General features: G+C 40.0%; 27 protein-coding genes. 4 read left to right on the top strand and 23 right to left on the bottom strand.

Annotated elements, in window-relative coordinates:
• Window positions 1–15: 15 nt before the first annotated feature.
• The 17 genes from hflX to rpsJ all read right to left on the bottom strand — a co-directional run bounded on the left by hflX (window position 16) and on the right by rpsJ (window position 11,899).
• A complete protein-coding gene (gene hflX / locus H5160_RS05295) occupies window positions 16–1,305 on the bottom strand; it encodes a ribosome rescue GTPase HflX (protein WP_024597267.1) in 1,290 nt (429 codons plus the stop codon).
• Between the two features lie 15 nt (window positions 1,306–1,320).
• Window positions 1,321–1,584 carry an RNA chaperone Hfq gene (gene hfq, locus H5160_RS05290; protein ID WP_024597268.1) on the bottom strand — a complete coding sequence of 88 codons (264 nt, stop codon included), beginning with the start codon at window positions 1,582–1,584 and terminating at the stop codon, window positions 1,321–1,323.
• A gap of 78 nt (window positions 1,585–1,662) precedes the next feature.
• Window positions 1,663–2,580, bottom strand: coding sequence for a tRNA (adenosine(37)-N6)-dimethylallyltransferase MiaA (gene miaA / locus H5160_RS05285; protein WP_182737010.1), 918 nt, complete (start codon window positions 2,578–2,580; stop codon window positions 1,663–1,665).
• Window positions 2,581–2,590: 10 nt separating this feature from the next.
• Window positions 2,591–4,438 (bottom strand): DNA mismatch repair endonuclease MutL, encoded by a 1,848-nt coding sequence (gene mutL, locus H5160_RS05280; RefSeq protein WP_182737009.1) that lies wholly within the window; start codon window positions 4,436–4,438, stop codon window positions 2,591–2,593.
• Between the two features lie 36 nt (window positions 4,439–4,474).
• Window positions 4,475–5,818, bottom strand: a complete 1,344-nt coding sequence (locus H5160_RS05275; protein ID WP_138489744.1) for an N-acetylmuramoyl-L-alanine amidase — start codon at window positions 5,816–5,818, stop codon at window positions 4,475–4,477.
• A gap of 27 nt (window positions 5,819–5,845) precedes the next feature.
• Window positions 5,846–6,313, bottom strand: coding sequence for a tRNA (adenosine(37)-N6)-threonylcarbamoyltransferase complex ATPase subunit type 1 TsaE (tsaE, locus tag H5160_RS05270; RefSeq protein WP_002957887.1), 468 nt, complete (start codon window positions 6,311–6,313; stop codon window positions 5,846–5,848).
• Between the two features lie 622 nt (window positions 6,314–6,935).
• On the bottom strand, window positions 6,936–7,193 hold the full coding sequence (gene rpsQ / locus H5160_RS05265) for a 30S ribosomal protein S17 (RefSeq protein WP_002957888.1): 258 nt from the start codon (window positions 7,191–7,193) through the stop codon (window positions 6,936–6,938).
• Window positions 7,193–7,384 carry a 50S ribosomal protein L29 gene (rpmC, locus tag H5160_RS05260; RefSeq protein ID WP_002957889.1) on the bottom strand — a complete coding sequence of 64 codons (192 nt, stop codon included), beginning with the start codon at window positions 7,382–7,384 and terminating at the stop codon, window positions 7,193–7,195. Before rpmC ends, rpsQ begins: the two co-directional genes overlap by 1 nt.
• A complete protein-coding gene (rplP, locus tag H5160_RS05255) occupies window positions 7,384–7,797 on the bottom strand; it encodes a 50S ribosomal protein L16 (RefSeq protein WP_002957890.1) in 414 nt (137 codons plus the stop codon). Before rplP ends, rpmC begins: the two co-directional genes overlap by 1 nt.
• 12 nt (window positions 7,798–7,809) lie before the next feature.
• The gene (gene rpsC, locus H5160_RS05250) at window positions 7,810–8,511 is read right to left on the bottom strand and encodes a 30S ribosomal protein S3 (RefSeq protein WP_002957891.1); all 702 of its coding nucleotides are present in this window, start codon (window positions 8,509–8,511) and stop codon (window positions 7,810–7,812) included.
• An 11-nt stretch (window positions 8,512–8,522) separates the two neighbouring features.
• A complete protein-coding gene (gene rplV / locus H5160_RS05245) occupies window positions 8,523–8,855 on the bottom strand; it encodes a 50S ribosomal protein L22 (protein ID WP_002957892.1) in 333 nt (110 codons plus the stop codon).
• Between the two features lie 13 nt (window positions 8,856–8,868).
• Window positions 8,869–9,147 (bottom strand): 30S ribosomal protein S19, encoded by a 279-nt coding sequence (rpsS, locus tag H5160_RS05240; protein ID WP_004588689.1) that lies wholly within the window; start codon window positions 9,145–9,147, stop codon window positions 8,869–8,871.
• 15 nt (window positions 9,148–9,162) lie between these two features.
• Window positions 9,163–9,987 carry a 50S ribosomal protein L2 gene (rplB, locus tag H5160_RS05235; protein ID WP_002957895.1) on the bottom strand — a complete coding sequence of 275 codons (825 nt, stop codon included), beginning with the start codon at window positions 9,985–9,987 and terminating at the stop codon, window positions 9,163–9,165.
• A gap of 15 nt (window positions 9,988–10,002) precedes the next feature.
• Window positions 10,003–10,305 (bottom strand): 50S ribosomal protein L23, encoded by a 303-nt coding sequence (gene rplW / locus H5160_RS05230; RefSeq protein ID WP_002957896.1) that lies wholly within the window; start codon window positions 10,303–10,305, stop codon window positions 10,003–10,005.
• Window positions 10,302–10,907, bottom strand: coding sequence for a 50S ribosomal protein L4 (gene rplD / locus H5160_RS05225; RefSeq protein WP_002957897.1), 606 nt, complete (start codon window positions 10,905–10,907; stop codon window positions 10,302–10,304). Before rplD ends, rplW begins: the two co-directional genes overlap by 4 nt.
• Window positions 10,908–10,924: 17 nt before the next feature.
• Window positions 10,925–11,560: a 50S ribosomal protein L3 gene (gene rplC / locus H5160_RS05220; RefSeq protein WP_002957898.1), complete on the bottom strand. Its 636-nt coding sequence runs from the start codon at window positions 11,558–11,560 to the stop codon at window positions 10,925–10,927.
• A 27-nt stretch (window positions 11,561–11,587) separates the two neighbouring features.
• Window positions 11,588–11,899 carry a 30S ribosomal protein S10 gene (gene rpsJ, locus H5160_RS05215; protein WP_002957900.1) on the bottom strand — a complete coding sequence of 104 codons (312 nt, stop codon included), beginning with the start codon at window positions 11,897–11,899 and terminating at the stop codon, window positions 11,588–11,590.
• Between the two features lie 417 nt (window positions 11,900–12,316).
• Here rpsJ and plsB point away from each other — a divergent pair, with 417 nt between their 5' ends.
• Window positions 12,317–14,755, top strand: a complete 2,439-nt coding sequence (gene plsB, locus H5160_RS05210; RefSeq protein WP_182737008.1) for a glycerol-3-phosphate 1-O-acyltransferase PlsB — start codon at window positions 12,317–12,319, stop codon at window positions 14,753–14,755.
• 20 nt (window positions 14,756–14,775) lie between these two features.
• On the opposite strand, the gene tesB is transcribed toward plsB, so the two are convergent.
• Window positions 14,776–15,633: an acyl-CoA thioesterase II gene (tesB, locus tag H5160_RS05205; RefSeq protein ID WP_002957902.1), complete on the bottom strand. Its 858-nt coding sequence runs from the start codon at window positions 15,631–15,633 to the stop codon at window positions 14,776–14,778.
• Between the two features lie 77 nt (window positions 15,634–15,710).
• Here tesB and H5160_RS05200 point away from each other — a divergent pair, with 77 nt between their 5' ends.
• Both H5160_RS05200 and H5160_RS05195 read left to right on the top strand, forming a co-directional pair.
• Window positions 15,711–16,169, top strand: coding sequence for an EVE domain-containing protein (locus tag H5160_RS05200; protein ID WP_182715852.1), 459 nt, complete (start codon window positions 15,711–15,713; stop codon window positions 16,167–16,169).
• A 69-nt stretch (window positions 16,170–16,238) separates the two neighbouring features.
• Window positions 16,239–17,273, top strand: a complete 1,035-nt coding sequence (locus H5160_RS05195) for a cytosolic protein (protein WP_182737007.1) — start codon at window positions 16,239–16,241, stop codon at window positions 17,271–17,273.
• A gap of 36 nt (window positions 17,274–17,309) precedes the next feature.
• On the opposite strand, the gene H5160_RS05190 is transcribed toward H5160_RS05195, so the two are convergent.
• Window positions 17,310–17,507 carry a PLDc N-terminal domain-containing protein gene (locus H5160_RS05190; RefSeq protein WP_149603303.1) on the bottom strand — a complete coding sequence of 66 codons (198 nt, stop codon included), beginning with the start codon at window positions 17,505–17,507 and terminating at the stop codon, window positions 17,310–17,312.
• Window positions 17,507–18,574 carry a potassium channel family protein gene (locus tag H5160_RS05185; RefSeq protein WP_182737006.1) on the bottom strand — a complete coding sequence of 356 codons (1,068 nt, stop codon included), beginning with the start codon at window positions 18,572–18,574 and terminating at the stop codon, window positions 17,507–17,509. Before H5160_RS05185 ends, H5160_RS05190 begins: the two co-directional genes overlap by 1 nt.
• A gap of 169 nt (window positions 18,575–18,743) precedes the next feature.
• Between H5160_RS05185 and H5160_RS05180 the strand changes: the two genes are divergently transcribed.
• Complete coding sequence (locus H5160_RS05180) at window positions 18,744–20,054, top strand: short-chain fatty acid transporter (RefSeq protein ID WP_182737005.1); 1,311 nt, start codon at window positions 18,744–18,746, stop codon at window positions 20,052–20,054.
• A gap of 48 nt (window positions 20,055–20,102) precedes the next feature.
• Here the strand turns inward: H5160_RS05180 and H5160_RS05175 are convergent, their stop codons facing one another.
• The 3 genes from H5160_RS05175 to H5160_RS05165 all read right to left on the bottom strand — a co-directional run bounded on the left by H5160_RS05175 (window position 20,103) and on the right by H5160_RS05165 (window position 23,151).
• On the bottom strand, window positions 20,103–22,214 hold the full coding sequence (locus H5160_RS05175) for a peptidase domain-containing ABC transporter (RefSeq protein WP_182737003.1): 2,112 nt from the start codon (window positions 22,212–22,214) through the stop codon (window positions 20,103–20,105).
• A gap of 567 nt (window positions 22,215–22,781) precedes the next feature.
• Window positions 22,782–22,955 (bottom strand): hypothetical protein, encoded by a 174-nt coding sequence (locus H5160_RS05170; protein WP_155945840.1) that lies wholly within the window; start codon window positions 22,953–22,955, stop codon window positions 22,782–22,784.
• A gap of 13 nt (window positions 22,956–22,968) precedes the next feature.
• Window positions 22,969–23,151: a hypothetical protein gene (locus tag H5160_RS05165; protein WP_133120273.1), complete on the bottom strand. Its 183-nt coding sequence runs from the start codon at window positions 23,149–23,151 to the stop codon at window positions 22,969–22,971.
• Between the last annotated feature and the right edge of the window lie 153 nt (window positions 23,152–23,304).

The following is a 23,304-nucleotide window of genomic DNA, read 5'->3' as shown; positions in this document are numbered from 1 at the left end:
TTAAAACGTCAATTTTTAATTACGGTTGATAAAACCAGCAATTTCAGGACCAAATTCTTTAATTAAACGATTCCACTCAACCATTGGCATTCTAACATCTAACAGCCAATTACCTTGCTCATCAAATTGCTCTTCATGCACTGCATTTAAACTGAACAATGCAGCTCTTAAGCGACCATACAATGGCGTAAGAAATAATGTTTCGTTAAACATCTTCTTAGCTAGTAACTCACTGATAGCCTCGCTAAGTAATTCACACCCTTCACCAGTCTGAGCGCTAAGCCATACTCTTATAGGTTGACCTTCGTCATCTCGATCAATACGTGGGCTTACGTTATCCAGCGCATCAATTTTATTATAAATTAATAGCTGTGGTACTTCATCGGCCTCAATTTCTTTAAGCACCGATTGTACTTGTTCAATATTTTCTTGCAGACGTGAGTCTGCGGCATCAATTACATGTAACTGCAAATCAGCTTCGCGAGTTTCAGTAAGCGTTGCTTTAAAAGCAGCAACTAAGTCATGTGGTAGGTGACGAATAAAGCCCACTGTATCAGCTAAGATAACAGGGCCAACATCACCTAACTCAAGCTTACGTAGAGTCGGGTCAAGCGTGGCAAACAACTGATCGGCCGCGTATACATCTGAATTTGTAATTCGATTAAATAATGTAGATTTACCCGCATTGGTATAACCAACTAATGAAACTGTAGGTATTTCGTTGCGAGTACGAGCTCGCCTACCTTGTTCACGTTGCACTGCAACTTTAGCTAAACGTGCACGAATATTTTGAATACGGGCACGAAGTAATCTTCTGTCAGTTTCAAGTTGAGTTTCACCAGGACCACGTAAACCAATCCCGCCTTTTTGACGTTCAAGGTGAGTCCAGCCTCGAATTAATCGAGTCGACATATGGCGAAGTTGAGCCAATTCAACTTGCAGCTTACCCTCGTGGGTACGTGCGCGCTGGGCAAAAATATCAAGAATTAGCGTCGTTCTATCAAGCACACGACATTGACAAACGCGCTCTAAATTACGCTCTTGTGATGGCCTGAGTTGATGATTAAAAATTACGACATCTGCTTTGTGGATTTTGACAATCTCAGCTATTTCTTCTGCTTTACCGGTACCGACGAATAGTTTCGGATGTGGTGCTTGACGGCTGCCTTGCACAACCGCCAAACTACTAACACCAGCAGAAGATACCAACATTTCTAATTCATGAAGATCTTCACGATCTCCTTCTTTAGGTAAGTCGATATGAACTAAAATTGCCTGTTCGCCGGATTCATAGCGGTCAAACAAACATTATGCTCCTAATTAAAAGTTTCCAGCTTCTGCCTCTTCAGTGTCTTCACTCCCTTGAACTGCTTGGAAGTTAACTGCGCGAGCAGGGACAACTGTAGAAATTGCATGCTTATAAACCATTTGATTTACGGTGTTCTCTAGTAAAATAACAAATTGGTCAAATGACTGAATTTTGCCTTGTAATTTTATGCCATTTACCAAAAAGATTGATACTGGAATGCGCTCACGTCGTAGTGCATTCAAAAATGGGTCTTGTAACGATTGGCCTTTTGCCATGTTATTGTTCCTTCGTTCTAGGTGTTATTATAATTAAGTGGCTGAACTTATTTGATAAAAAACAATATTCAACTACTACTAGCTTAGCGAACTTACTACACGATGCAAGTTTTCTTCGTCGCCTGTTGTTAACCAAGTAACATCAGGCCAACTACGAAGCCACGTTAACTGCCGTTTTGCCAGCTGACGTGTTGCTGCGATGCCACGAAAAACCATTTCATCATGGTTTGTTTCACCCGCAAGGTAATCCCACATTTGTCTATAACCAACACAACGAATAGAAGGCATATTGGGGTGTAAATCCTTACGTAGATATAGGGTCGAAACTTCATTTTCAAACCCCTGATCAATCATTATTTTAAACCTTTCTTCAATTCGGCGGTGTAATTCACTGCGTTCTTGCGGTGCAATCGCAAATTGATGAAAAGTATAAGGTAAAGCCGGCTGTTTTTGCATTTGCAACTCAGTCATGGTCTTACCAGTTAACCTGTAAACCTCTAAAGCCCGATTAATTCTTTGTGAATCATTTTCACTTATTTTTTCGGCTGCTTTTGGGTCAACTTTAACTAATTCTTTATATAAATGAGGCCAGCCAAATTCTTTCGCTTTCGCTTCTAACTCTGCTCTTATCTCTGTATCTGCTTCAGGTAATGGCGATAAACCATCAATTAAAGATTTGAAGTACAGCATTGTACCTCCAACCAATACAGGCACTTTACCTTGTCTGTGAAATTCTTCAATTTTTTGCACTGCATCGCGCCTAAAATCTGCAACTGAATACGTTTCACTCGGGTCAAGTAGATCAATTAAATGATGCGGAGCTTTGGCTAATTCTTCCGCATCAGGTTTTGCTGTACCAATGTCCATACCTTTATACACTAGCGCTGAATCTACGCTGATTATTTCTGTATTTAAATGATCGCACAGCGAGATTGCCAATGCTGTTTTACCTGCTGCAGTTGGACCCATTAAAAATATAACTGGTAAATTACTCAACACTGATACCTTAATCTAATTGCGTTAAATAGTGATTTAGCTCTATTTTAACTGCTTTTTTACGCAAGCGTTCAATAGTTTGTGGATTATTTTGTAAGCGCATTTGTTGCGCTAAAAATACATTGCTTAAATAAAATCGGGTCGGCACGCATTTCATTTGCCATTCTAACCAATTCTCTATATTTTCAAGTTTTGCTTTACACGCATCAAGTAGCTCACCTACCGCTGCACTTACGTCAAGTAAATATAAACACGCTGGCAATTTTTTAACCATTACAAATTGTTTTTCTATTACAAGTTCAAAACCAAGTAAGGTAAACCACGATTGCTGGGATTCTATAAGTAAGCAATCTTCTTTTTCTAAGTTTACTCGCACTGGTAACAAAAGGGCTTTCCCTTCTAAACTTCCGAACTCTTTAATTTGATTATGCCAATCATCAACTAATGCATATTTAAAATGTGAGCAATACAATTGCTGCTCTTCACTAAAGACACACACTCCTTCACTAACACTTATAATAGAAACAGCTTTTAAGACATTATCCACAGATACGGACTGGTGTGGTGCTGCAGATATATTGGCTGCATTATCAAAATGCGCGGCGTGTTGCTCACTCACTCCTTGATAAAACGCATTTACGTCATGATGGCTCGTACTTGGTGCAGCACGGTATGCACCGCCAACACTTCTAGTACCTGAGGACGAACTTGAGCTACCAGCACCTCCAGAGTAAGAGGGCTGTAATTGCGATTTAGGGTAATCAAACACTCCTTCGCTTTCTATATTATTAGCACTGCTATGAGACGACTCAATGAACGCTGGCGTGAGTTCTGTTGCTGTGCTCGCTGATTCGTTAGTGAATTCGCCTTGCAATGGCACGACTACTTGCTTAATAGCTTGCAATATAAAATCATGAATTAACCGCCCTTGATGAAAACGCACTTCATGCTTAGCAGGGTGAACATTGACATCAACCTGCCGAGGGTCAATATCAATATAAATGACAAAACCGGGTAATTCTTGTGTTCCACTTACTTCTTCAAATGCCTGGCGTATAGCATGCAAAATAAGCTTATCGCGCATCATGCGATTATTCACATAAGTGTACTGAGTCGTATTAGCTGAGCCTACAGGTAGCACCCAACCATGCAACTGTAAACCGCCTTCTCCTGATTGAATATGCAAACCTTGCTCGGCAAAGGCCTTGCCTGCAACTTGTGCTACGCGTGTTATAGCCTGAGAGGGATCAGTTTTGGCACGATACTGCCTTACTACTTTTTCGTTGTGAGTTAGTGTAATAGAGACATCAAAGCGACTAAGCGCAATACGCTTTATCAACTCATCAATATGGCTAAATTCAGTTTTTTCGGTGCGTAAAAATTTACGACGTGCTGGAGTATTAAAAAATAAATCTTTTACTTCAATGGTTGTGCCATCGGGATGCGCTACAGGTTTTACTTGAACGGCCATGTCGCGGCCTTCTGCAAAAGCTTGCCAAGCCGCTTCTTGCTCTTTTGGTTTTGAGCTCAGCGTTAAACGCGACACAGAACTAATTGACGCAAGTGCTTCCCCTCTAAAGCCAAGTGAGCAAATGTTTTCAAGGTCATCAAGTGATTTTAATTTACTTGTCGCGTGGCGAGAAAGTGCGAGCGTTAGCTCATCTTTACTTATCCCTGCGCCATTATCACGAATACGAATAAGTTTGTGGCCGCCGCGCTCAATATCAATTTGAATACGCGTTGCGCCAGCATCTAAGCTATTTTCAACAAGCTCTTTTACTACCGACGCTGGGCGCTCAACCACTTCGCCTGCGGCAATTTGGTTGGCTAAACGCGCGGGTAATATTTCAATATTCATGAGACTTCCTAGCAAACATTGCGCTAATAATAATGACTAACTTTGAGGTATATCGAGCTCTTGCCCAATAAATAAGGTATTAGAACTAAGCTTATTAACTTGTTTTAATTTATTGACTGTAACGCCATAGCGACTCGCTAACATACTTAAAGATTCACCGGGGCGTACTTTATGCTTTGTTGGATATTGCGACTTTAATTTAGCAAATAAAGAATCATCCGGCGGATTTTTCAAATAATAATTTTTAATTGAAGTAAATATAGCTTTAGCTAAACGCTCTTGATGATTAGGACTTTTAAGTAGCTTTTCTTCTCGCGGGTTAGATATAAACCCTGTTTCTACCAAAATAGATGGAATATCTGGTGATTTTAGTACTGCAAGGCTCGCATGCTGGGGATCTTTTTTATGCAGTTTGGCAACCTTACGAAGCTCTTTAACCACTTCATCAGCTACATTTAAGCCAGTTTTCATAGAGTGGTCCATCGACATATCAAGCAACGCTTGTGCTAGATATTTTTCATTGGCGGCATCTTTCATTACATCAGCAGCGCCACCTAAAAGCTCGGAGTGTTTTTCTTTATCTTCTATCCATTTACCTATTTCTGAATTAGCACGTCTTAATGACAAAACCCACACAGAGGCACCATTTGGCCCAGGGCTTGTAAATGCATCAGCATGAATAGAAACAAAAAAATCTGCCTTTTTTTCACGGGCTCGATTAGTACGGGTATTTAATTTTACAAAATAGTCACCGCTTCGTACCATGCGCGAAATCATGCCACGTTCGCCATCAATCATGCGCTCTAAACGTTTCGCAATTTGCAGTGTAACTGTTTTTTCGTAGGTGCCTGATGGCCCAATTGAACCAGGATCTTCGCCGCCATGCCCCGCATCAATTGCAATAACAATGTCGCGCTCTTGGCTTAGTTGACGGTTTTTAGCGGCTGTTTGAGCAGGAGAAACAACTGTAGTAGCTTGGCTTTTATTGTATAAATCAACAACGAGTCTATTTTTATAAGGGCCTGTAGGTGCGAGGGCAAATACCACTGGCTTTATTGGCGCACTTAATTCAAATACTAAACGTACGCTTTGTTTATTTTTAGGTTTTGAGTAACGTAATTTGCTTACTATTTGATGTTTCGGGGGCACACCTGGCAATGTTTTTAACTCGCTAGTATTTTCTAAATCAATCACTAGGCGGCTAGGGTTTTTAAGCATGAAATAGCTAAAGTCGGGCTTATCATTTAAATCAAATACCACGCGCGTACTATCTGGAGACGGCCATACACGCACACTATTGATTGTGTTTTTAGCCCATAGCGGCAAGCTTATGGTGATAACCATAAGATAAATAAAAAGTTTAACTACACCTCGGCTCATTGGATAATTACTGCCTTAACTATATTATTATTGATTATTTAGTTTTTCGACAATTGCTATACCGCGCTCACTCGCACTATTTATAACAATTTTACGTTCGTTACCCACATAGCTTAGAGTAATATCTAAATCAGGCACAGGAATAAATTCACCACCCTTTTCAGGCCATTCAACAACACAAATTGCGTCTGCTGAGAAGTAATCGCGTATTCCCATGTATTCGAGTTCTTCAGGATCACCTAAGCGGTATAAGTCAAAATGATAAACATTTGCACGCTCAAGCTCATAAGGTTCTACTAGTGTATAGGTCGGGCTTTTAACCTTACCTGTATGGCCAAAGCCTTGCACTACACCTCGTGTAAACGTTGTTTTACCAGCACCTAAATCACCATGTAAATAAATAACCGCACCTTGCTCTATAATATCAGCAACGCGATTACCCATTGCAACCGTGGCAATCTCATCAGTTAAATGAAATTCAAAACTACGCGTCATTATTACCTCAAAAATTCATTCAAAAGCGCATATTTGCTAATCATACCAGAATATTCATTTAAGGCGATAAATTGAGGTTTTAGACATAAAAAAACCAGACAAGCGAATGATTAAGTTATATTTGAATATCTATTTTCGATACCTTAAAACTGTAACATTGAAATAAAGTAAGAGAAAAGTAACGCTACGGCTTATATGCCTATAGCAAGTATTAAAGTTACTGAGATATGTAAGCTTATAATCAAACTTTTATGATTCAGCCACTAGTTCTGATACTAAAAAATATATAGCAACAACGGAGTTGATGACACAAACCAGAAAACTACCCTGCATGCTTTTGTATTTCTGATAAAAAGATAATACCAATTCGCTTAATTAAGTGATCTATTTTGAGGCTGGAAAAACGTGTTGATAGCTAGGCAGAAATTCGCTATTTAGTTGTTCTAAATGAGCATTTTTTAAAGCAGGTAGCGACACGTTTAGCCCCACAAAATGATTAAGTATTATTGCGGATTGGTATAAGTCCTAAATGTGTAAACACGTTTCAAGACAAGGCAGTTCCAGAAAACAAAAAGCCCCGGCTAATGCCAGGGCTTTTTTACAAAACTAACTTAATTAAAAATTAAGCTTGTTTTGGACTAGAAATAACGTCTACTAAAGTCCAAGATTTATTCTTAGAAATTGGTGCGCATTCACGGATAGTAACTACGTCACCCGCTTTTGCTGTGTTATTTTCGTCATGTACGTGTAACTTAGTCGTACGTTTAATGAATTTCCCATAGATTGGGTGCTTCACATAACGTGCGATAGCGATAGTGAAAGATTTTTCCATCTTGTCGCTGATTACACGGCCTTGAAGAGTACGAATTTTATCGCTCATTATTGACCTGCCTTCTGGTTAATAACTGTTTTTACACGCGCGATATCGCGGCGTACTGTTCTTAGCGTGTGTGTCTGAGCTAACTGACCAGTGCTAGCTTGCATGCGCATATTAAATTGCTCACGAAGTAGTCCTAGAAGTTCAGCATTAAGCTCTTCTACGCTTTTATCTTTTAGTTCGCTAGCTTTCATCACATTACCGTCCGAGTTACGAAAGTTGTTTTGAATGGCAGTTTACGAGCAGCAAGGTCAAACGCTTCACGAGCAAGCTCTTCTGAAACACCTTCCATTTCGTAAAGTACTTTACCAGGCTGAATTTCAGCAACCCAATATTCAACAGAACCTTTACCTTTACCCATACGAACTTCAAGAGGTTTTTCTGTAATCGGTTTGTCAGGGAAGACACGAATCCAGATTTTACCTTGACGTTTCACGTGACGCGTCATAGCACGACGAGCTGCTTCGATTTGACGAGCAGTCATACGGCCACGGCCAGTTGCTTTCAATCCGAAAGTACCGAAGCTTACTTTGTTACCGTTTTGCGCTAAACCGCGGTTGCGGCCTTTGTGCATTTTACGGAATTTTGTACGTTTTGGCTGTAACATTACTCGCTACCTCTACTTAGCACTTTTCTTGGCTTTCTTTGGTGCGCGTTTAGCTGGCTTCTCTTGCTCTTGTACTAGTGGTAAACCACCAATAACTTCGCCTTTGAAGATCCAAACTTTAACACCAATGATACCATAAGTGGTTAAGGCTTCAGAAGTTGCGTAATCGATATCAGCACGAAGAGTATGTAGAGGTACACGACCTTCACGATACCATTCTGAACGTGCGATTTCAGCGCCGCCAAGACGACCGCTAACTTCAACTTTAATCCCTTTAGAACCGATGCGCATTGCATTTTGTACCGAACGCTTCATAGCGCGACGGAACATAACACGACGTTCTAGTTGAGAGGCAATGCCGTCTGCTACTAGTTGTGCATCTAGTTCTGGTTTACGTACTTCAGAGATATTAATCTGAGCAGGTACACCAGCGATTTTAGTTACCGCTTGACGTAATTTTTCTACGTCTTCGCCTTTTTTACCGATAACAACACCCGGACGAGCCGTGTGAATTGTTACTCGGATTGATTTTGCTGGACGCTCAATAACGATTTTAGACACAGAAGCCGTTTTTAATTCCTTAGTAAGGAATGTACGAACTTTGTGATCGCCAAAAAGCTGTGCAGAGAAATCTTTTGAACTCGCGTACCAGGTAGAAACCCAAGGTTTAGATATACCTAGGCGAATACCAGTAGGATGAACTTTTTGTCCCATTACTTATACTCCTAGCTATCTGAAACCATAACAGTGATATGGCTTGTACGCTTAAGGATGCGATCTGCGCGTCCTTTAGCACGAGGCATAATACGTTTCATTGTAGGACCATCGTCCACAAAGATCGTTGTTATACGAAGCTCATCAATGTCAGCACCTTCGTTATGCTCTGCGTTAGCAATAGCAGACTCAAGTACTTTCTTAACTAATACAGCCGCTTTCTTAGGGCTGTACGCCAGGATTTCTAGTGCGCGATCTACAGGTAACCCGCGGATCTGATCTGCAACTAGACGTGCTTTTTGCGCCGAACCAGAGGCGAATTTATGTTTAGCTAATGCTTGCATTTATCTTCCCCTCTTATCGTTTCTTCGCTTTCTTATCCGCAGCATGGCCACGGTAAGTGCGAGTTGGTGCAAATTCACCTAGTTTGTGACCGATCATTTCGTCAGAAACGAAAACTGGTACGTGCTGGCGACCATTATGGACAGCAATGGTCAATCCGATCATGTTAGGTATGATCATTGAACGACGGCTCCAAGTTTTAATTGGCTTTTTCTCACCGCTTTCCAAAGCTTTCTCTACCTTCTTCAGCAAGTGTAGGTCTATAAAAGGACCCTTCTTGAGAGAGCGTGGCATGGCTATTCCTCAATATTACTTAGTACGACGACGTACTATAAATTTATCCGTACGCTTGTTCTTACGCGTCTTCGCACCTTTAGTCGGCTTACCCCATGGAGACACAGGATGACGACCACCAGATGTACGACCTTCACCACCACCGTGTGGGTGATCTACCGGGTTCATGGCAACACCACGAACTGTCGGACGAATACCACGCCAGCGATTTGCACCTGCTTTACCAAGTGAACGAAGCATATGCTCAGCATTGCCTACTTCACCTAGAGTCGCACGACAATCAGATTCAACTTTACGAACTTCGCCTGAACGAAGACGTAATGTTACATACTGACCATCACGAGCAAGGATTTGAACGTATGCACCAGCAGAACGTGCGATTTGAGCACCTTTACCTGGTTTTAATTCTACGTTGTGAACAGTCGAACCTACAGGCATATTACGCATTGGTAATGCATTACCAGGTTTGATTGGTGCATCAACACCAGACTGGATTGCATCGCCAGCTTTTAAGCCTTTTGGTGCGATAATGTAACGACGCTCACCGTCTGCATATAATACAAGAGCGATGTTTGCGCTACGATTTGGATCGTATTCTAAACGTTCAACAGTGGCTGGAATGCCATCTTTAGTACGTTTAAAATCGATTAAACGGTAATGTTGTTTATGACCACCACCGATATGACGAACCGTAATACGACCATTGTTATTACGACCACCTGATTTAGAGTTTTTCTCTAAAAGTGGTGCGTATGGCTTACCCTTATGTAGATCAGAGTTAACCACTTTAACTAGGTGACGACGGCCCGCAGAAGTAGGCTTACACTTTTGAAGTGCCATAATTCTATCCCCTTATTACTCGGCGCCGCCGACAAAGTCTAGCTCGCTGCCTTCTTTAAGAGTAACGTAAGCTTTTTTCCAGTCGCTACGACGACCGAAACGTGCGCCAGTACGTTTTGTTTTACCCTTAACGTTAAGTGTGCGAACACCCGTTACTTCTACTTCAAAAAGCTTCTCAACTGCTACTTTAATTTCAGCTTTAGTTGCGTCATTTACTACTTTAAAAACAATAGTATTGTTTTCTTCAGCAGCAATTGTGCTTTTTTCAGAGATATGTGGAGCAAGGATCACTTTTAAAAGACGTTCTTCGCGAATCATGCTAGCGCCTCCTCAAGTTGCTTAACAGCAGCGGCTGTAATAAGTACCTTATCGAAAGCAATTAAGCTTACAGGATCGATACCAGCTACATCACGTGTGTCAACCTTATAAAGGTTACGTGCCGATAAGAAAAGATTTTCATCTACTTCTTCAGTCACGATAAGAACATCTTTAAGCTCAAGTTCTTTAAGCTTAGCAACTAGTTCTTTAGTTTTTGGTGCTGCTAGAGCAAAACTTTCAACAACGATTAAACGCTCTTGACGAACTAATTCAGATAAGATGCTTTTAATCGCACCACGGTACATTTTACGGTTTACTTTTTGGCTGTGGTCTTGTGGTTTAGCTGCAAAGCTAACGCCACCTGAACGCCAAATTGGGCTACGGATTGTACCGGCACGTGCACGGCCAGTACCTTTTTGAGCCCATGGTTTTTTACCACCACCGCTTACTTCAGAACGTGTCTTCTGAGCACGAGTACCTTGACGAGCACCTGCTGCGTATGCAACAACTACTTGGTGTACTAATGCTTCGTTAAACTCACGTCCAAAAGTAGCTTCAGAAACTTCAAGACCGCCAGAAGCGTCTTTAATTGCTAATTCCATCACTAAATCTCCAGGACTTATGCTTTAACAGCTGGTTTAACGATAACGTCACCGCCAATAGCTCCAGGTACTGCACCCTTAACTAAAAGCAAATTACGCTCAGCGTCAACGCGAACTAGTTCTAAGTTTTGAGTCGTTACACGCTCAGCACCCATATGACCGGCCATTTTCTTACCTTTAAACACCTTACCAGGTGATTGGTTTTGACCGATTGAACCAGGAGCACGGTGAGATAGAGAGTTACCATGTGTAGCGTCTTGCATGCTGAAATTCCAGCGCTTAACACCACCTTGGAAACCTTTACCTTTAGAAGTACCGGTTACGTCAACCTTGTTGATTTCGTTGAATAATTCAACAGTAAGCTCAGCGCCTACTTCAAAATCGCCTTCACCACCGTTAAGGCGGAATTCCCACAGACCGCGACCCGCTTCAACACCAGCTTTAGCGAAATGACCCGCTTTAGCTTTGTTTACACGACTTGCTTTTTTAGTGCCTGCGGTTACTTGAAGCGCGTTATAACCGTCTGTTGCGTCAGATTTGATCTGAGCAATGCGGTTAGGTGTCGCTTCAATAACTGTCACAGGGATAGATACACCATCTTCAGTGAAGATTCGTGTCATACCCACTTTACGACCGACTAGACCTAATGCCATTTTCCTAAAACCTCTCTAATCTTTCGATTAACCCAGGCTGATTTGAACATCAACACCAGCAGCAAGATCTAAACGCATAAGCGCGTCTACAGTCTTGTCAGTTGGTTCTACGATGTCTATCAGACGTTTATGGGTGCGGATCTCGTACTGATCACGCGCATCTTTATTAACGTGCGGTGAAGTTAGTACAGTAAAACGTTCAAAGCGTGTAGGTAGTGGGATTGGACCACGTACTTGTGCGCCAGTGCGTTTCGCAGTTTCCACGATTTCTGCCGTTGATTGGTCAATCAAACGGTGGTCAAAAGCTTTTAGGCGAATACGAATGCGTTGATTTGACATTCTTAACCTCAATATAAAGAGCATATAAAAGAGCATAAAAAAACGACCGAAACAATCTTAAAACTTAAGATGTCGGCTGTTTGATTATATCTACGTTGAGTTCCAAATCGGAACTCCTGTTTATTAGCTTGAAATCCAAGCTTAATTTATCCTTTCTAATTCCCAGAGGAATTTTGAAAGCCTGCGTATTATAGAGGTATTGGTGATAAATGCAACAACTATTTAGAAACAATGTAATGAATACTTATTTGATTAAATATGCGTCCATACATGTTCAATAGCTATACTTGAACTAATGCTTTTGATGCTAGTCAACAAACAACTAAACATCTTAATTGCGCAAACTAAGGGATTTTTAGATATTATGGTATCCTGTTGCGCTAATTTTGCCCTTAATACTCTCAATATGGTGAGTCGATGCGTATTTTTAATTATTGTTTAAATGTTATGTCTGCTGGATTTAGCCGCTTATTTGTGAAAAGCAAAGTGCTGCCAGAAAATCCTATTAAACAGTATGATCTAAACCCTGAGTACCCTACATTTTACATAGTGCGTTTAAATTCACGTTTTGATTTAGCCGCGCTGGCGCATGTTTGTAAAAAGAATGGCCTACCTAGCCCAACAGAAGAGCAAGTGCTAGGGACCCAAAATTTAGACCGTTTTATTGGTATTAAAAATCCTCCACCGTTATTTGGTGATGAAGCAAAACCAACCAATGCTTTAGCCCAAGGCAAGCAAATTATTGAGTACTTAATAAAAAGCGGTCAGCAAAACGTACAAGTGGTGCCTGTTACTATTTTATGGGGGCGCGATCCAGGTAAAGAAAAGCCAGGACTACGTACTTTAATTACACACTCTCTTACTCCAAGCTGGTTTAGAAAGTTTTTTGTGGTGTTATTTTCAGGGCGCGATAACTTTATTCGCTTTAGCCAACCACTCGACTTATCACTTTTGGTCAATGAAAAAGCCGACGTAAGTGAGTTACCTCATAAATTATTACGCGTAGCGCGTGTTCACTTTAAGCGCCAAAAGCTAGCTGCTACAGGCCCTAAAATGCCATCTCGTGAGCAATTATTTAATTCATTATTAGCGTCACCTACTATAAAAAAAGCAATTCAAGATGAAGCTAACGCTAAAAACATTAGCCAAACAGAAGCTCGTCAAAATGCACTTAAGCTACTTGATGAAATAGCCGCTAATTACTCTGAAGCAATGATACGTGTGGCCGAAAGGTTTTTAACTTGGTTATGGAATAAGCTTTATAATGGTATTGATATTAAACACGCCGAACAAATTCATGAACTAACAGATAAAGGACATGAAATAATTTATATGCCTTGTCATCGCAGCCATATGGATTACTTACTGCTTACTTACTCTATTTATCATTTGGGTTTAGTACCTCCGCATATAGCTGCTGGTATAAATCTTAACTTTTTCCCTGCCGGAGGCATATTTAGACGCTCTGGTGCGTTTTTTATTCGCCGTTCATTTGCAGGTAATAAACTTTATTCTGCCATATTCAAAGAGTATTTAAGCCAACTGTTTATTAAAGGTTACTCTGTTAAGTTTTACACGGAGGGCGGTCGAAGCCGGACTGGACGCTTACTTCCGCCTAAAACGGGTATGCTATCTATGACATTACAAGCAATGCTACGCGGAATAGACAGACCAATATCTATTGTTCCTGTGTACATTGGCTACGAGCACGTCATGGAAATTAACACCTACCTTAAAGAGCTGGATGGTAAAGATAAAAAAGGCGAATCTATATTTGGTATTTTTAAGGCAATCAAAAACCTTAAAAACTACGGTCGTGGTAACTTAAACTTTGGCGATCCAATCTCTATTAACCAATACTTAAACGATAACCAACCTGATTGGCGTGATTCAATACACCCAACTGACGTGCAAAAGCCACAATGGTTAGCACCACAAGTAACTAAACTTGCCGACCAAGTAATGGTTAAAATTAATAATGCAGCGGCGCTTAATGCGGTTAACTTACTAGCGATGATATTGCTGGTTAATGATAAGCAAGCATTGAGTAAACCAAAGCTATTAGCACAGCTTGATTTTTATCTGCGCTTACAGCGTGATGCCAGCTACAGTAATAAAGTAACTACACCAGACGAAACACCAGAGCAATTACTAACGCATGCATTAAAGCTTAATAAGTTTGAAGTTATCAGTGATGAGTTTGGCGAAATTATTACTATTAGCGATAAAGAAAAAGTACTGTTTAATTACTACCGAAACAATATTTTGCACTTGTTTGCAGTACCAAGCTTAATTGCACTACATCTATTTAAACAACACAGCACTACGATTGCTCAATGCCAGCAACTTGTAAAAACGTTTTATCCGTTATTTGCTAAAGAATGGTATTTACAGCCTCTTGATGAAAACTACATAACGCGTATTTTAGCTAACTTTGCTGATCAAAATTTAATTGAGTTTGATGGCAATAACATTCATATAACGAACAGTAATGACTGCCTAGCTAAGCTTGAAATGCTTGGACGAGCACTTAGCTTTACTCTACAACGTTACGCTATTGTAATTGGTTTTATTCAAACAAGTGATGGCATTGAAAAAGCAGAACTTGAAAGAGAAAGCCAAGTACTCGCACAACGTTTAGGTACACTGCACGGCATAAAAACACCTGAGTTTTTTGACAAAAAAGTACTTGTTAGTTTTATCGAAAACTTACGTGGTGAGTCATTAATAACAGAGGGTGATAAGGGCTTAGTAGGTAGTACACAACTATGTGAAACCTACGCACACCTTAAAACATTACTGCCAGCACGCGTCTGGCAGTCAATCAGCGATATAGTTCAAGATCAGTGTAACTAGCAATGCATTTACAGAAGGGGTTAGCGTTGACGCATAACCCCTTCTTGCATTGTTGAGGCAACCAAGTTGCCTTGGCGATCAAAAAACTGCCCCCGTACCAAACCACACCCATTACTCGCACTTGGACTATCAATTGAATACAAAATCCAATCATCCATTCTAAATGGACGATGAAACCACATTGCATGATCAATAGTAGCTACTTGCATATTTGGCTGCATAAACGATACACCATGAGGTTGCAATGCAGTTGGTAAAAACTCAAAATCAGACGCATACGCTAATAAGTAATTATGGATACGCTGATCGTCCGGCATTTCACCATTAGCTTTAAACCAAATATGCTTTACCGGCTCCATAACCTCTGGTTTAAACGGGTTATGAAAAGTAACCGGTCGCATTTCAATTGGCATTTCACGGGTAAACTTATTACGGATAACCTCTGGGATATGCGAAGCATTATCTTGGTAAAACTCAAGCGATGAACGTAATTCTTCCGGTGCGGGAACATCAGGCATTGTCGCTTGATGCGATAACCCATTTTCTTCACCCTGAAATGACGCGGTCATATAAAAAATAGGTTTACCGTACTGAATTGCTTTGACTCGGCGCGTACTAAAGCTCTTTCCATCACGAATAGTTTCAACGTCATAAACAATGGGTTTAGCCGGATCGCCTGGGCGTAAAAAGTAAGAATGTAATGAATGAACTATTCGCCCTTCAGGTAGAGTTTCTTTGGCAGCAGAAAGCGCCTGCCCCATTACTTGACCACCAAATACAGCACCAAAGCCCAAATCTTGGCTTTGTCCTCGATATAAACCTTGCTCAATTTCTTCAAGTGTTAACAACGACAATAAATCATCTAATACTTGGCTCATTATTTCTTCCTCATTACCCTAGTGTCCAAATGATACTATACAATAGTGGGAAGTAAATATTTGTTAGGAATACTGTTATGGCTTACTGGCTATTTAAAACTGAACCCGATGCGTTTTCATTAGATGACTTAAAAAATGCACCAAAACAAACGACTCTTTGGGAAGGCGTGCGTAATTACCAAGCTCGAAATTTTATGCGTGACGGCGTCAAAGTCGGTGATTCAGTCATGATTTACCATTCAAGCTGTAAACACGTGGGCGTAGCGGGCATTGCCGAGGTTACTAAAGAAGCCTACCCAGACCCCACTCAATTTGATTTAAGCAGCGACTATTACGATGCAAAAGCCACCAGCGATAAACCACGTTGGGTGGTTGTTGAGGTTACTTATCAAAGCCATTTAAAAAAATTAATTAGCCTTAAAGATATTAAAGCCAATGACAATATTACTGAAATCGCACTTAAAAAGGGCGGACGTCTATCAATAATGCCTGTTACTAAAAATGACTGGGATGAAATAATCAAAATGGCGCAGTAATACCCTATCGGTTTGACCTAATTTCATTGAGTTTGATATGATCTATGCTGACTTATAGCTGGAGGATTAATGAAATTACTGTATTGGTTAGATGAATGGTTAACTCTCCCGCGCAATGAGCAACAAACTCGATTACCCATGACGGGTAGTGATTTACTCGGCGATGTATTTGTTAAGTATGATTTTGTTGACGTTAATAAACCCCTGCTTTTTACCTTTTCCCCTGCTGGCACTAACGTGCAAGAGCAAGATCTTCACCCTGATTTTGCACCATGGGGTTATCACTTAGCTCAAAAACAAAACGTAAACGTAATCGCTTTTCAGCATTTAGGTAAAAGTAATTGGTTTCGTAATCGTAATTTAATCTTTTTTCTCGAGCAATTATCAACATTACTTACGCCGTTTAATTGTCGACTTGGCTATGGTTTAAGTCGTGGCGGATTTGCTGTTGGCGCTTTTGCTAAACTATTAAAGCTAAATCAGGTGTTGTTCTTCCATCCGGTAAGTACTAAAAATAAAGAATTAGTACCGTGGGATGACCGCTCTAGTACCGATATAGCTCAGCAGTTTGATTGGCAGCAAGATTATCACGATCTAGATTTGGGAGATGCCCAAGGCTATATTATTTACGATCCTACTAATCGTATAGACCGAATGCACGCTAAGCGCTATAAGCAGTTAACTCACTTACGAGTATTTGGTATGGGACATGGCACACATGCCACATATTTGAATAAGTTTGGATTTTATAAGCAAGTAGCCGTCGATTTTATCCAGCATCAGCAAATTGATATTGCGCAATTTCGTATGCAAACTAAAACCTTACGTTTTAAAGAGGATTATTACAAAAGCCTTAATAAAGCGAATGTAAACTCAGCTCACCGTCAAGCACTATTAAGCAAAGCTCATAATATTTTGATTGATGAAAAAGAAGTTCACGTACAGGAACATCAGGCAAAAATTGATATTCAGCCATTAATAGATGTTGCCCTTAAGCATCAAGATGAGCATCCTAATGATGCCATTCAGTTATTAGAAGTTGCTCAACAACTTGTACCTGACGATCCTTTAATTGAGCATAAAATTAAGCAACTAGAAGAGTAGTTACGCCAGTAAAAGCGGCTGTAAAGGCCAACTACTCTATTTGGCCTTTTTCTTTTTGTGCCCATACTTGGGCACAATGGCAAAGTACATCATTAACCCTAACCAAGAAAATATAATTATTCCCATTAGCCAGCCATTCTTTTCATGACCCTGTGTACGCCTACTGTTGAGTACAATAACGACAGGTAATATATAAGCACTTAAAACAACAATTAAAAATACAACTTCATTCATTATTTTTCTAGGCTCGACCAGTCTACTTCACTACTTAATACTCGATCTACCGATATATAGTGCAAAATATCGCCTTCACTTACTTTGTAATCTAATGGTGGGTTTAAATCCATATTTTGCGCACTTAAATTATGAGCAACACCCAACAGTATTGCATCATGCTCAAGCTTAAAATGATGAAACAAAGTACCAAACTCCATATCTTTGCAGCCGCTTGGTATTTTCAAACTAAATTGTGTATCGCCGTGCAAAGTAGATAGCAGCTCCTCTTGCACACGGCTCGAACCTGGATCTTGCATTGAGCGTACGAGTATCTCAGCTGATTTTGAACTACTACACTCTACATTTTGGCAATGCTCTAACATCATCTCAACTTTGGTTTCATCTAAAAAGTGAGCGCTTATATGGCAATCATCTTTTACTAAGCGACTAATGCGCAGGGCTGTTGTAAATGTCTGATCGTCATCTTGACCATCAATAATCACTTTATCAGCACTACGAATAGCTACCCGCTCTAGTTCAGCTAAATTAGTAAAACTCGTTAAACGTGCAAAATCAACGCTTTCGTTAGCTAAAAAAGGATGATCCATTTGCTCTGTTACCGCGAGTAAAATACGACGGTCAGTACGTTTCGTATCTGCCAAAATGTAATCAATCATCTTTTTTGTACGAGTGTCGTGCCAACCAAAAATAATAATATGGTGGTTACTGTGGGCAAAGTTTTTATCACCAGTCATAGCGCGCCTAATTAAGTAAGTAACAGTTTGTCCTGCTTTTCCTAGCAAAACACCAAATAAAGCTAAACCAAATGGAATTTGTATTAATGCAACCACCCAACGACCAAGATCAGTAGTTGGACTAAAGTCACCATATCCCACTGTTGATGTTGTTACTGTGTAATAGTAAAAAAAGGTAGTAAGCGAGGTTAACGCTTTCTCATTCGCTATAAATAGTAAGCTCCATGTTAATAGCATATGAGTCAAAATAGCTAATGCCACTGCTTGCCAACTCAACTGATCTATATGAGCGCGAACAAGTAACGCTAGCCTTTTAAATATCACCGGCATAATACAAAGTCTTCGTTAGTAAATTATCTATAAACAGTACGTTACTGTAAGCGATGCTTTTAAGCAATGTTTAAGCTTTTAACCGCAAATATTAGACTAAATGCTGTTTGCCAATGGTGATTTTTCATGATTAATTAGCGTTAAAATAATAACCAAAACAGTTGTGCTTATGCTTAATAAAATAGCCCGCCCTTTTACTAAAATTGTAGAGCGTTATCTTCCCGACCCCTTTATATTTGTAATTTTACTTACAATAATTACCCTTGTCAGTGCGAGCTTATTTACAACCGCAACTAACATTGAAGTATTACAAGCGTGGGGAGGTGGGTTTTGGAACTTATTAAGTTTTGCGATGCAAATGCTACTAGTGTTAATTACAGGCTATATGTTGGCAAGTACGCCACCTATAAGTAAGTTATTAGAAAAGCTAGCAACATTTGCAAGCACCGCACCTAAAGCAATTATATTAGTCACGCTTATTTCGCTTTTAGCGAGCTGGATAAATTGGGGATTTGGCTTAGTTATTGGTGCCCTTTTTGCCAAAGCAATTGCTAAACATACTCGTGTTGATTATCGATTATTAGTAGCCAGCGCTTACTCAGGTTTTGTTGTATGGCATGGCGGATTAGCGGGTTCGATTCCTTTAACTATCGCAACCGATGGTCACTTTTCAGAGGCCAGCATTGGTATTATGAGTACAGAGCACACTTTATTTGCGGGCTTTAATATAGCCATATTAGTTGGTTTATTCATTATTATGCCGCTCGTTAATCGCTATATGCTGCCAAGCGAGCAAGAAAGCGTATATATCGACCCAGCTCTTTTACAAGAGACAACACCTAAGCCCACAACAATAACCAGACCTGCCCAACATTTGGAACAAAGTAAACTACTCGGTATGACAATTGGCTTATTAGGTTTGGCATATTTAGGCTATTACTTCTTTATTACTGGCGGAAACTTAAACCTTAATAGCGTTATTGCCGTATTTTTGTTTTTAGCTATTACGCTGCATCAAACACCTCATAATTTACTTAACAGTCTGCAACAAGCAATTCCAAGCGGGGCTGGCATTATTATTCAATTTCCTTTTTATGCTGGCATTATGGCGGTAATGGTTGATAGCGGATTAGCACAACAGATATCACGTGGCTTTATTGCCGTTGCAGATGCTGATAGCTTGCCATTTTTTAGTTTTATAAGTGCAGGACTCGTTAATATGTTTGTACCCTCTGGCGGCGGCCAATGGGCAGTACAAGCGCCTATTGTTATACCCGCAGCACAAGAGCTAGGTGCCGATATATCTCGCGTTGCAATGGCTGTTGCATGGGGTGATGCGTGGACTAACCTAATTCAACCTTTTTGGGCATTACCCGTCCTTGCTATCGCAGGCTTAAAAGCAAAAGATATTATGGGGTTTTGTGTTGTGCAGCTATTTGTAACTGGGGTTTTTATATCGCTGGTATTGAGCTTTTATTAACTGCAAGCATTGTGCAAAGGCGTGCAATATACGCACGCCTTCATTGCTTTAAGCACTCTCACCTTGCTGACCTAAGTCCACTAATTCACCTGCATTTAAATGATAGACTTTGCCAGCCATATTAATAGTTTCTCGGCGATGAGCAATCATAATCCGTGTGATTGGTAAGTGCTGAATTTGCTCACTTATTTTCGCCTCGTTATCCTTATCTAAATGGCTGGTTGCTTCATCCATAAACAACACGCAGGGCGATTGATACAATGCGCGAGCAAGGAGTAAACGCTGTACTTGACCGCCAGATAAGTTTGATCCCATATCACCTACTAATGAGTTATAACCCATAGTCATTTTGGTAATATCATCATGAATAGCCGCATGACGAGCACACGTCTCTATTTTCAAGTAATTGGGCTGTGGGTCAAAAAAGCTGATGTTATCGGCGATTGAGCCAGCTAACAATGTGTCATCCTGCATCACTGCAGCTATTTGTTTACGGTAGTTTTTAAGGCCAAACTGGGTGATATCTTTACCATCCAGCAGCACTTTACCCGAGGTCGGCTGTAATAACCCCAGCATAATTTTCATTAGCGTAGTTTTACCCGCGCCAGATGGCCCTGTAATCGCAATCGAGTCACCGGTATTCAGCGTTAAATTAACATTATTTAAAATAGGCGCTTGCTCTTCACTGTAACTAAAGCAAATATTCTCGAGCGTAAGCTGGCCTTTAACTTTACCTTCGTCATCACCGGTATAGGCCATTTCACCGTCACGATTAGCTTCTTGTTTCGTGAGTGCTATATCTGCAATACGGTCTAAGTGTAAGCGCATCATTTTGAATTGAATAATTTGCTCAATTAAGTTGGCAAAGCGGCTGGTTAACTGGTTTTTATAAGCAATAAACGCCAGTACCATACCAACAGACAAACTATTGCTCATAACTAGCAATGCAGCAAAGTAAATCACCAATACATTTTCAAGGCCAAATAACAGTTTATTAAATGAATCAAAGCTAATGTTTAAACGCCCTAAACGAATTTCACTGTTTATTACCTCTGCATAACGGTTTTGCCAAATACCTTGGCGCTGCGATTCATTACCAAACAATTTTATAGTTTGCATACCCCGAATATTTTCTAAAAAGTTCGATTGCTCTTTGGCAGATGATTGAATCATTTCTTCGGTGGCTTGATGTAGTGGACGATACAGCGCTAAACGTACTAAGGTGTAAAGCACAATTGCACCTACAACTATTGCAGTGAGCTTTAGCGAATAAATTAGCATCATAATCAATACGGTAATAGCCATCACGCCATCGACCAGTGTTTCTACAAACCCCGTGGTAATACGCTCACGTATTTGCGCTAATGAGCCAAAGCGCGACACAATATCGCCGACATGGCGCGACTCAAAATAATTCATCGGTAGCCGCAATAAGTGCCGGAGTAAGTTCACACCCATTTGCATATTCAAAAGGCTGGAAAGACGTAAAATTAGCCAACTTCGTACCGCATTAGTCACCACCGAAATAATAGCAATCAGCGCAAAACCCATAGCAAGCACCGTTAATAACGATTCATCAAAACTAATGAGTACTTCATCCACCACCCACTGCATATAATAAGGGGTCATCAAGGCAAACAACTGTAATACAAGTGATAATGCTATCAGTTTTAGTAATCCCGTCTTTAAGCCCTTCATGGTGCTCCAAAGTTGGGTAAACTTCATCTGCGCTTTTTCTTGTTTAGCTTCAAACTTACTCGTTGGCGTGAGCTCTAAACAAATACCGGTAAAGTGTTTACTAAACTCATTACTATTTAAACTGCGTTTACCAACAGCTGGGTCGTTAATTGCAAATTTAGCTGAAGATCCTTTACCAGAGACTTTGGTCAATACTACAAAGTGATTCATATCCCAGTGCAATATACACGGCGTTTGCAGTTTATGAACTTCATCAAGCGGGCATTGTAGCGCACGGCTAGCTAGCCCTAAATTATCACCTAGCTCAATCAACTGCTGTAAGTTCATACCCTTTAGATTAGCCGAAAAGCGTTTTCGCATGGCAGGCATATCCAGCTTATGGCCGTGATAATACGCAACCATAGCCATAGACGCGAGGCCGCATTCGGCTATTTCGGATTGAAGAATTAGAGGAACTGACATGTTTATTTTAAATTCTATTGTAGCTTGCATGATAAAGGGTAAATTTTCCGTTGTTAATATTATTACCACTATAAATAAGATGGCAGAATGGAAGTACAACTAAGAAGTTTTCTATATAGTTTTACTTTCTTCTAGATATGTATGCACAAATAAAAACTGACGCTATCTCAATAATTACAACTAAAATATCTATTTTGGCGACACGTGTATTCAGATTGGAAATAATTTCTAATCCCTCTGTCTAGCTGAAAAAGTATCATTAATAGCCTCAATCTGTACGATAAAACTCCTCTTAGTAGCTGCCAACGAAACTAAAGTAGTTTTATTTTCTAATATTTTTTAAATATTCATATAAATAATAAGATGGGATCATTAAAAATATTATATATAATGGATAATATAAATCAGGACTTATTATTTTTTCATAAACATTAAAGATCAAATGAATTAATAAAATATAAAGTAAAGATAAGATAATTTTTTGAATATTATTCATACATTTTCCTGCGGCTTTTTAGAGCAGCTTTAAAAAGCTACTCTATTACCTCTTTCAGCTAAATATGCTAGTTAACAGGTCGGTTCACACCCTGCTTGTTTTGTTTCTTTAGAACTTTGGTATTGTTTGTACTTTTCATGTGCATAGCCAACAATAACCCCTGCAATAAAAGTAGCAGCGATAGCTCCTAATATAGGAAAACCACCACTAACATTACTTTGCTCTTTCTTGGTTAACTCTCTCATAATTAGTCCCTTATTAATTAGCTAAAGCTTTTCCAACTTCGTTACCTACAACACCAGCACCGCCTAAAGCTGTAGCAGCAGCCGTAGCTTTCGTTCCTGCTTTAACTATTTTATAAATTCTATAAGCAATAAGTGCTACAACTATAGGATTACCACCATTTACGTCTTTAATTTCATTTACGTTTAATTCACGCATAATGTTATACTCCATAAATCCGATGCTTTTTAATTAAGTCATCGGGTTGTTAATATGCTCCCCTTCAATAAAGGTGAGCGGTTAATAGGCTAGCTTTAGCTGCTCGCTAAAGTTAACTAAAGCTGGCCGTCTTTTTCGGTTGTTTGCATTTAG

The organism is Pseudoalteromonas sp. SG43-4, from assembly GCF_014164325.1.
Taxonomy (GTDB): Bacteria; Pseudomonadota; Gammaproteobacteria; order Enterobacterales; family Alteromonadaceae; genus Pseudoalteromonas; species Pseudoalteromonas distincta.
This window is presented reverse-complemented; position numbering and strand designations above follow the sequence as displayed.

Excerpts from the sequence above, each read along its gene's own strand:
- hfq (WP_024597268.1), bottom strand. The coding sequence starts at position 1,584 with ATGGCAAAAGGCCAATCGTTACAAGACCCATTTTTGAATGCACTACGA.
- mutL (WP_182737009.1), bottom strand. The coding sequence starts at position 4,438 with ATGAATATTGAAATATTACCCGCGCGTTTAGCCAACCAAATTGCCGCA.
- H5160_RS05275 (WP_138489744.1), bottom strand. The coding sequence starts at position 5,818 with ATGAGCCGAGGTGTAGTTAAACTTTTTATTTATCTTATGGTTATCACC.
- tsaE (WP_002957887.1), bottom strand. The coding sequence starts at position 6,313 with ATGACGCGTAGTTTTGAATTTCATTTAACTGATGAGATTGCCACGGTT.
- rpsQ (WP_002957888.1), bottom strand. The coding sequence starts at position 7,193 with ATGAGCGATAAAATTCGTACTCTTCAAGGCCGTGTAATCAGCGACAAG.
- rpmC (WP_002957889.1), bottom strand. The coding sequence starts at position 7,384 with ATGAAAGCTAGCGAACTAAAAGATAAAAGCGTAGAAGAGCTTAATGCT.
- rplP (WP_002957890.1), bottom strand. The coding sequence starts at position 7,797 with ATGTTACAGCCAAAACGTACAAAATTCCGTAAAATGCACAAAGGCCGC.
- rpsC (WP_002957891.1), bottom strand. The coding sequence starts at position 8,511 with ATGGGACAAAAAGTTCATCCTACTGGTATTCGCCTAGGTATATCTAAA.
- rplV (WP_002957892.1), bottom strand. The coding sequence starts at position 8,855 with ATGCAAGCATTAGCTAAACATAAATTCGCCTCTGGTTCGGCGCAAAAA.
- rpsS (WP_004588689.1), bottom strand. The coding sequence starts at position 9,147 with ATGCCACGCTCTCTCAAGAAGGGTCCTTTTATAGACCTACACTTGCTG.
- rplB (WP_002957895.1), bottom strand. The coding sequence starts at position 9,987 with ATGGCACTTCAAAAGTGTAAGCCTACTTCTGCGGGCCGTCGTCACCTA.
- rplW (WP_002957896.1), bottom strand. The coding sequence starts at position 10,305 with ATGATTCGCGAAGAACGTCTTTTAAAAGTGATCCTTGCTCCACATATC.
- rplD (WP_002957897.1), bottom strand. The coding sequence starts at position 10,907 with ATGGAATTAGCAATTAAAGACGCTTCTGGCGGTCTTGAAGTTTCTGAA.
- rplC (WP_002957898.1), bottom strand. The coding sequence starts at position 11,560 with ATGGCATTAGGTCTAGTCGGTCGTAAAGTGGGTATGACACGAATCTTC.
- rpsJ (WP_002957900.1), bottom strand. The coding sequence starts at position 11,899 with ATGTCAAATCAACGCATTCGTATTCGCCTAAAAGCTTTTGACCACCGT.
- plsB (WP_182737008.1), top strand. The coding sequence starts at position 12,317 with ATGCGTATTTTTAATTATTGTTTAAATGTTATGTCTGCTGGATTTAGC.
- tesB (WP_002957902.1), bottom strand. The coding sequence starts at position 15,633 with ATGAGCCAAGTATTAGATGATTTATTGTCGTTGTTAACACTTGAAGAA.
- H5160_RS05200 (WP_182715852.1), top strand. The coding sequence starts at position 15,711 with ATGGCTTACTGGCTATTTAAAACTGAACCCGATGCGTTTTCATTAGAT.
- H5160_RS05195 (WP_182737007.1), top strand. The coding sequence starts at position 16,239 with ATGAAATTACTGTATTGGTTAGATGAATGGTTAACTCTCCCGCGCAAT.
- H5160_RS05190 (WP_149603303.1), bottom strand. The coding sequence starts at position 17,507 with ATGAATGAAGTTGTATTTTTAATTGTTGTTTTAAGTGCTTATATATTA.
- H5160_RS05185 (WP_182737006.1), bottom strand. The coding sequence starts at position 18,574 with ATGCCGGTGATATTTAAAAGGCTAGCGTTACTTGTTCGCGCTCATATA.
- H5160_RS05180 (WP_182737005.1), top strand. The coding sequence starts at position 18,744 with ATGCTTAATAAAATAGCCCGCCCTTTTACTAAAATTGTAGAGCGTTAT.
- H5160_RS05175 (WP_182737003.1), bottom strand. The coding sequence starts at position 22,214 with ATGTCAGTTCCTCTAATTCTTCAATCCGAAATAGCCGAATGCGGCCTC.
- H5160_RS05170 (WP_155945840.1), bottom strand. The coding sequence starts at position 22,955 with ATGAGAGAGTTAACCAAGAAAGAGCAAAGTAATGTTAGTGGTGGTTTT.
- H5160_RS05165 (WP_133120273.1), bottom strand. The coding sequence starts at position 23,151 with ATGCGTGAATTAAACGTAAATGAAATTAAAGACGTAAATGGTGGTAAT.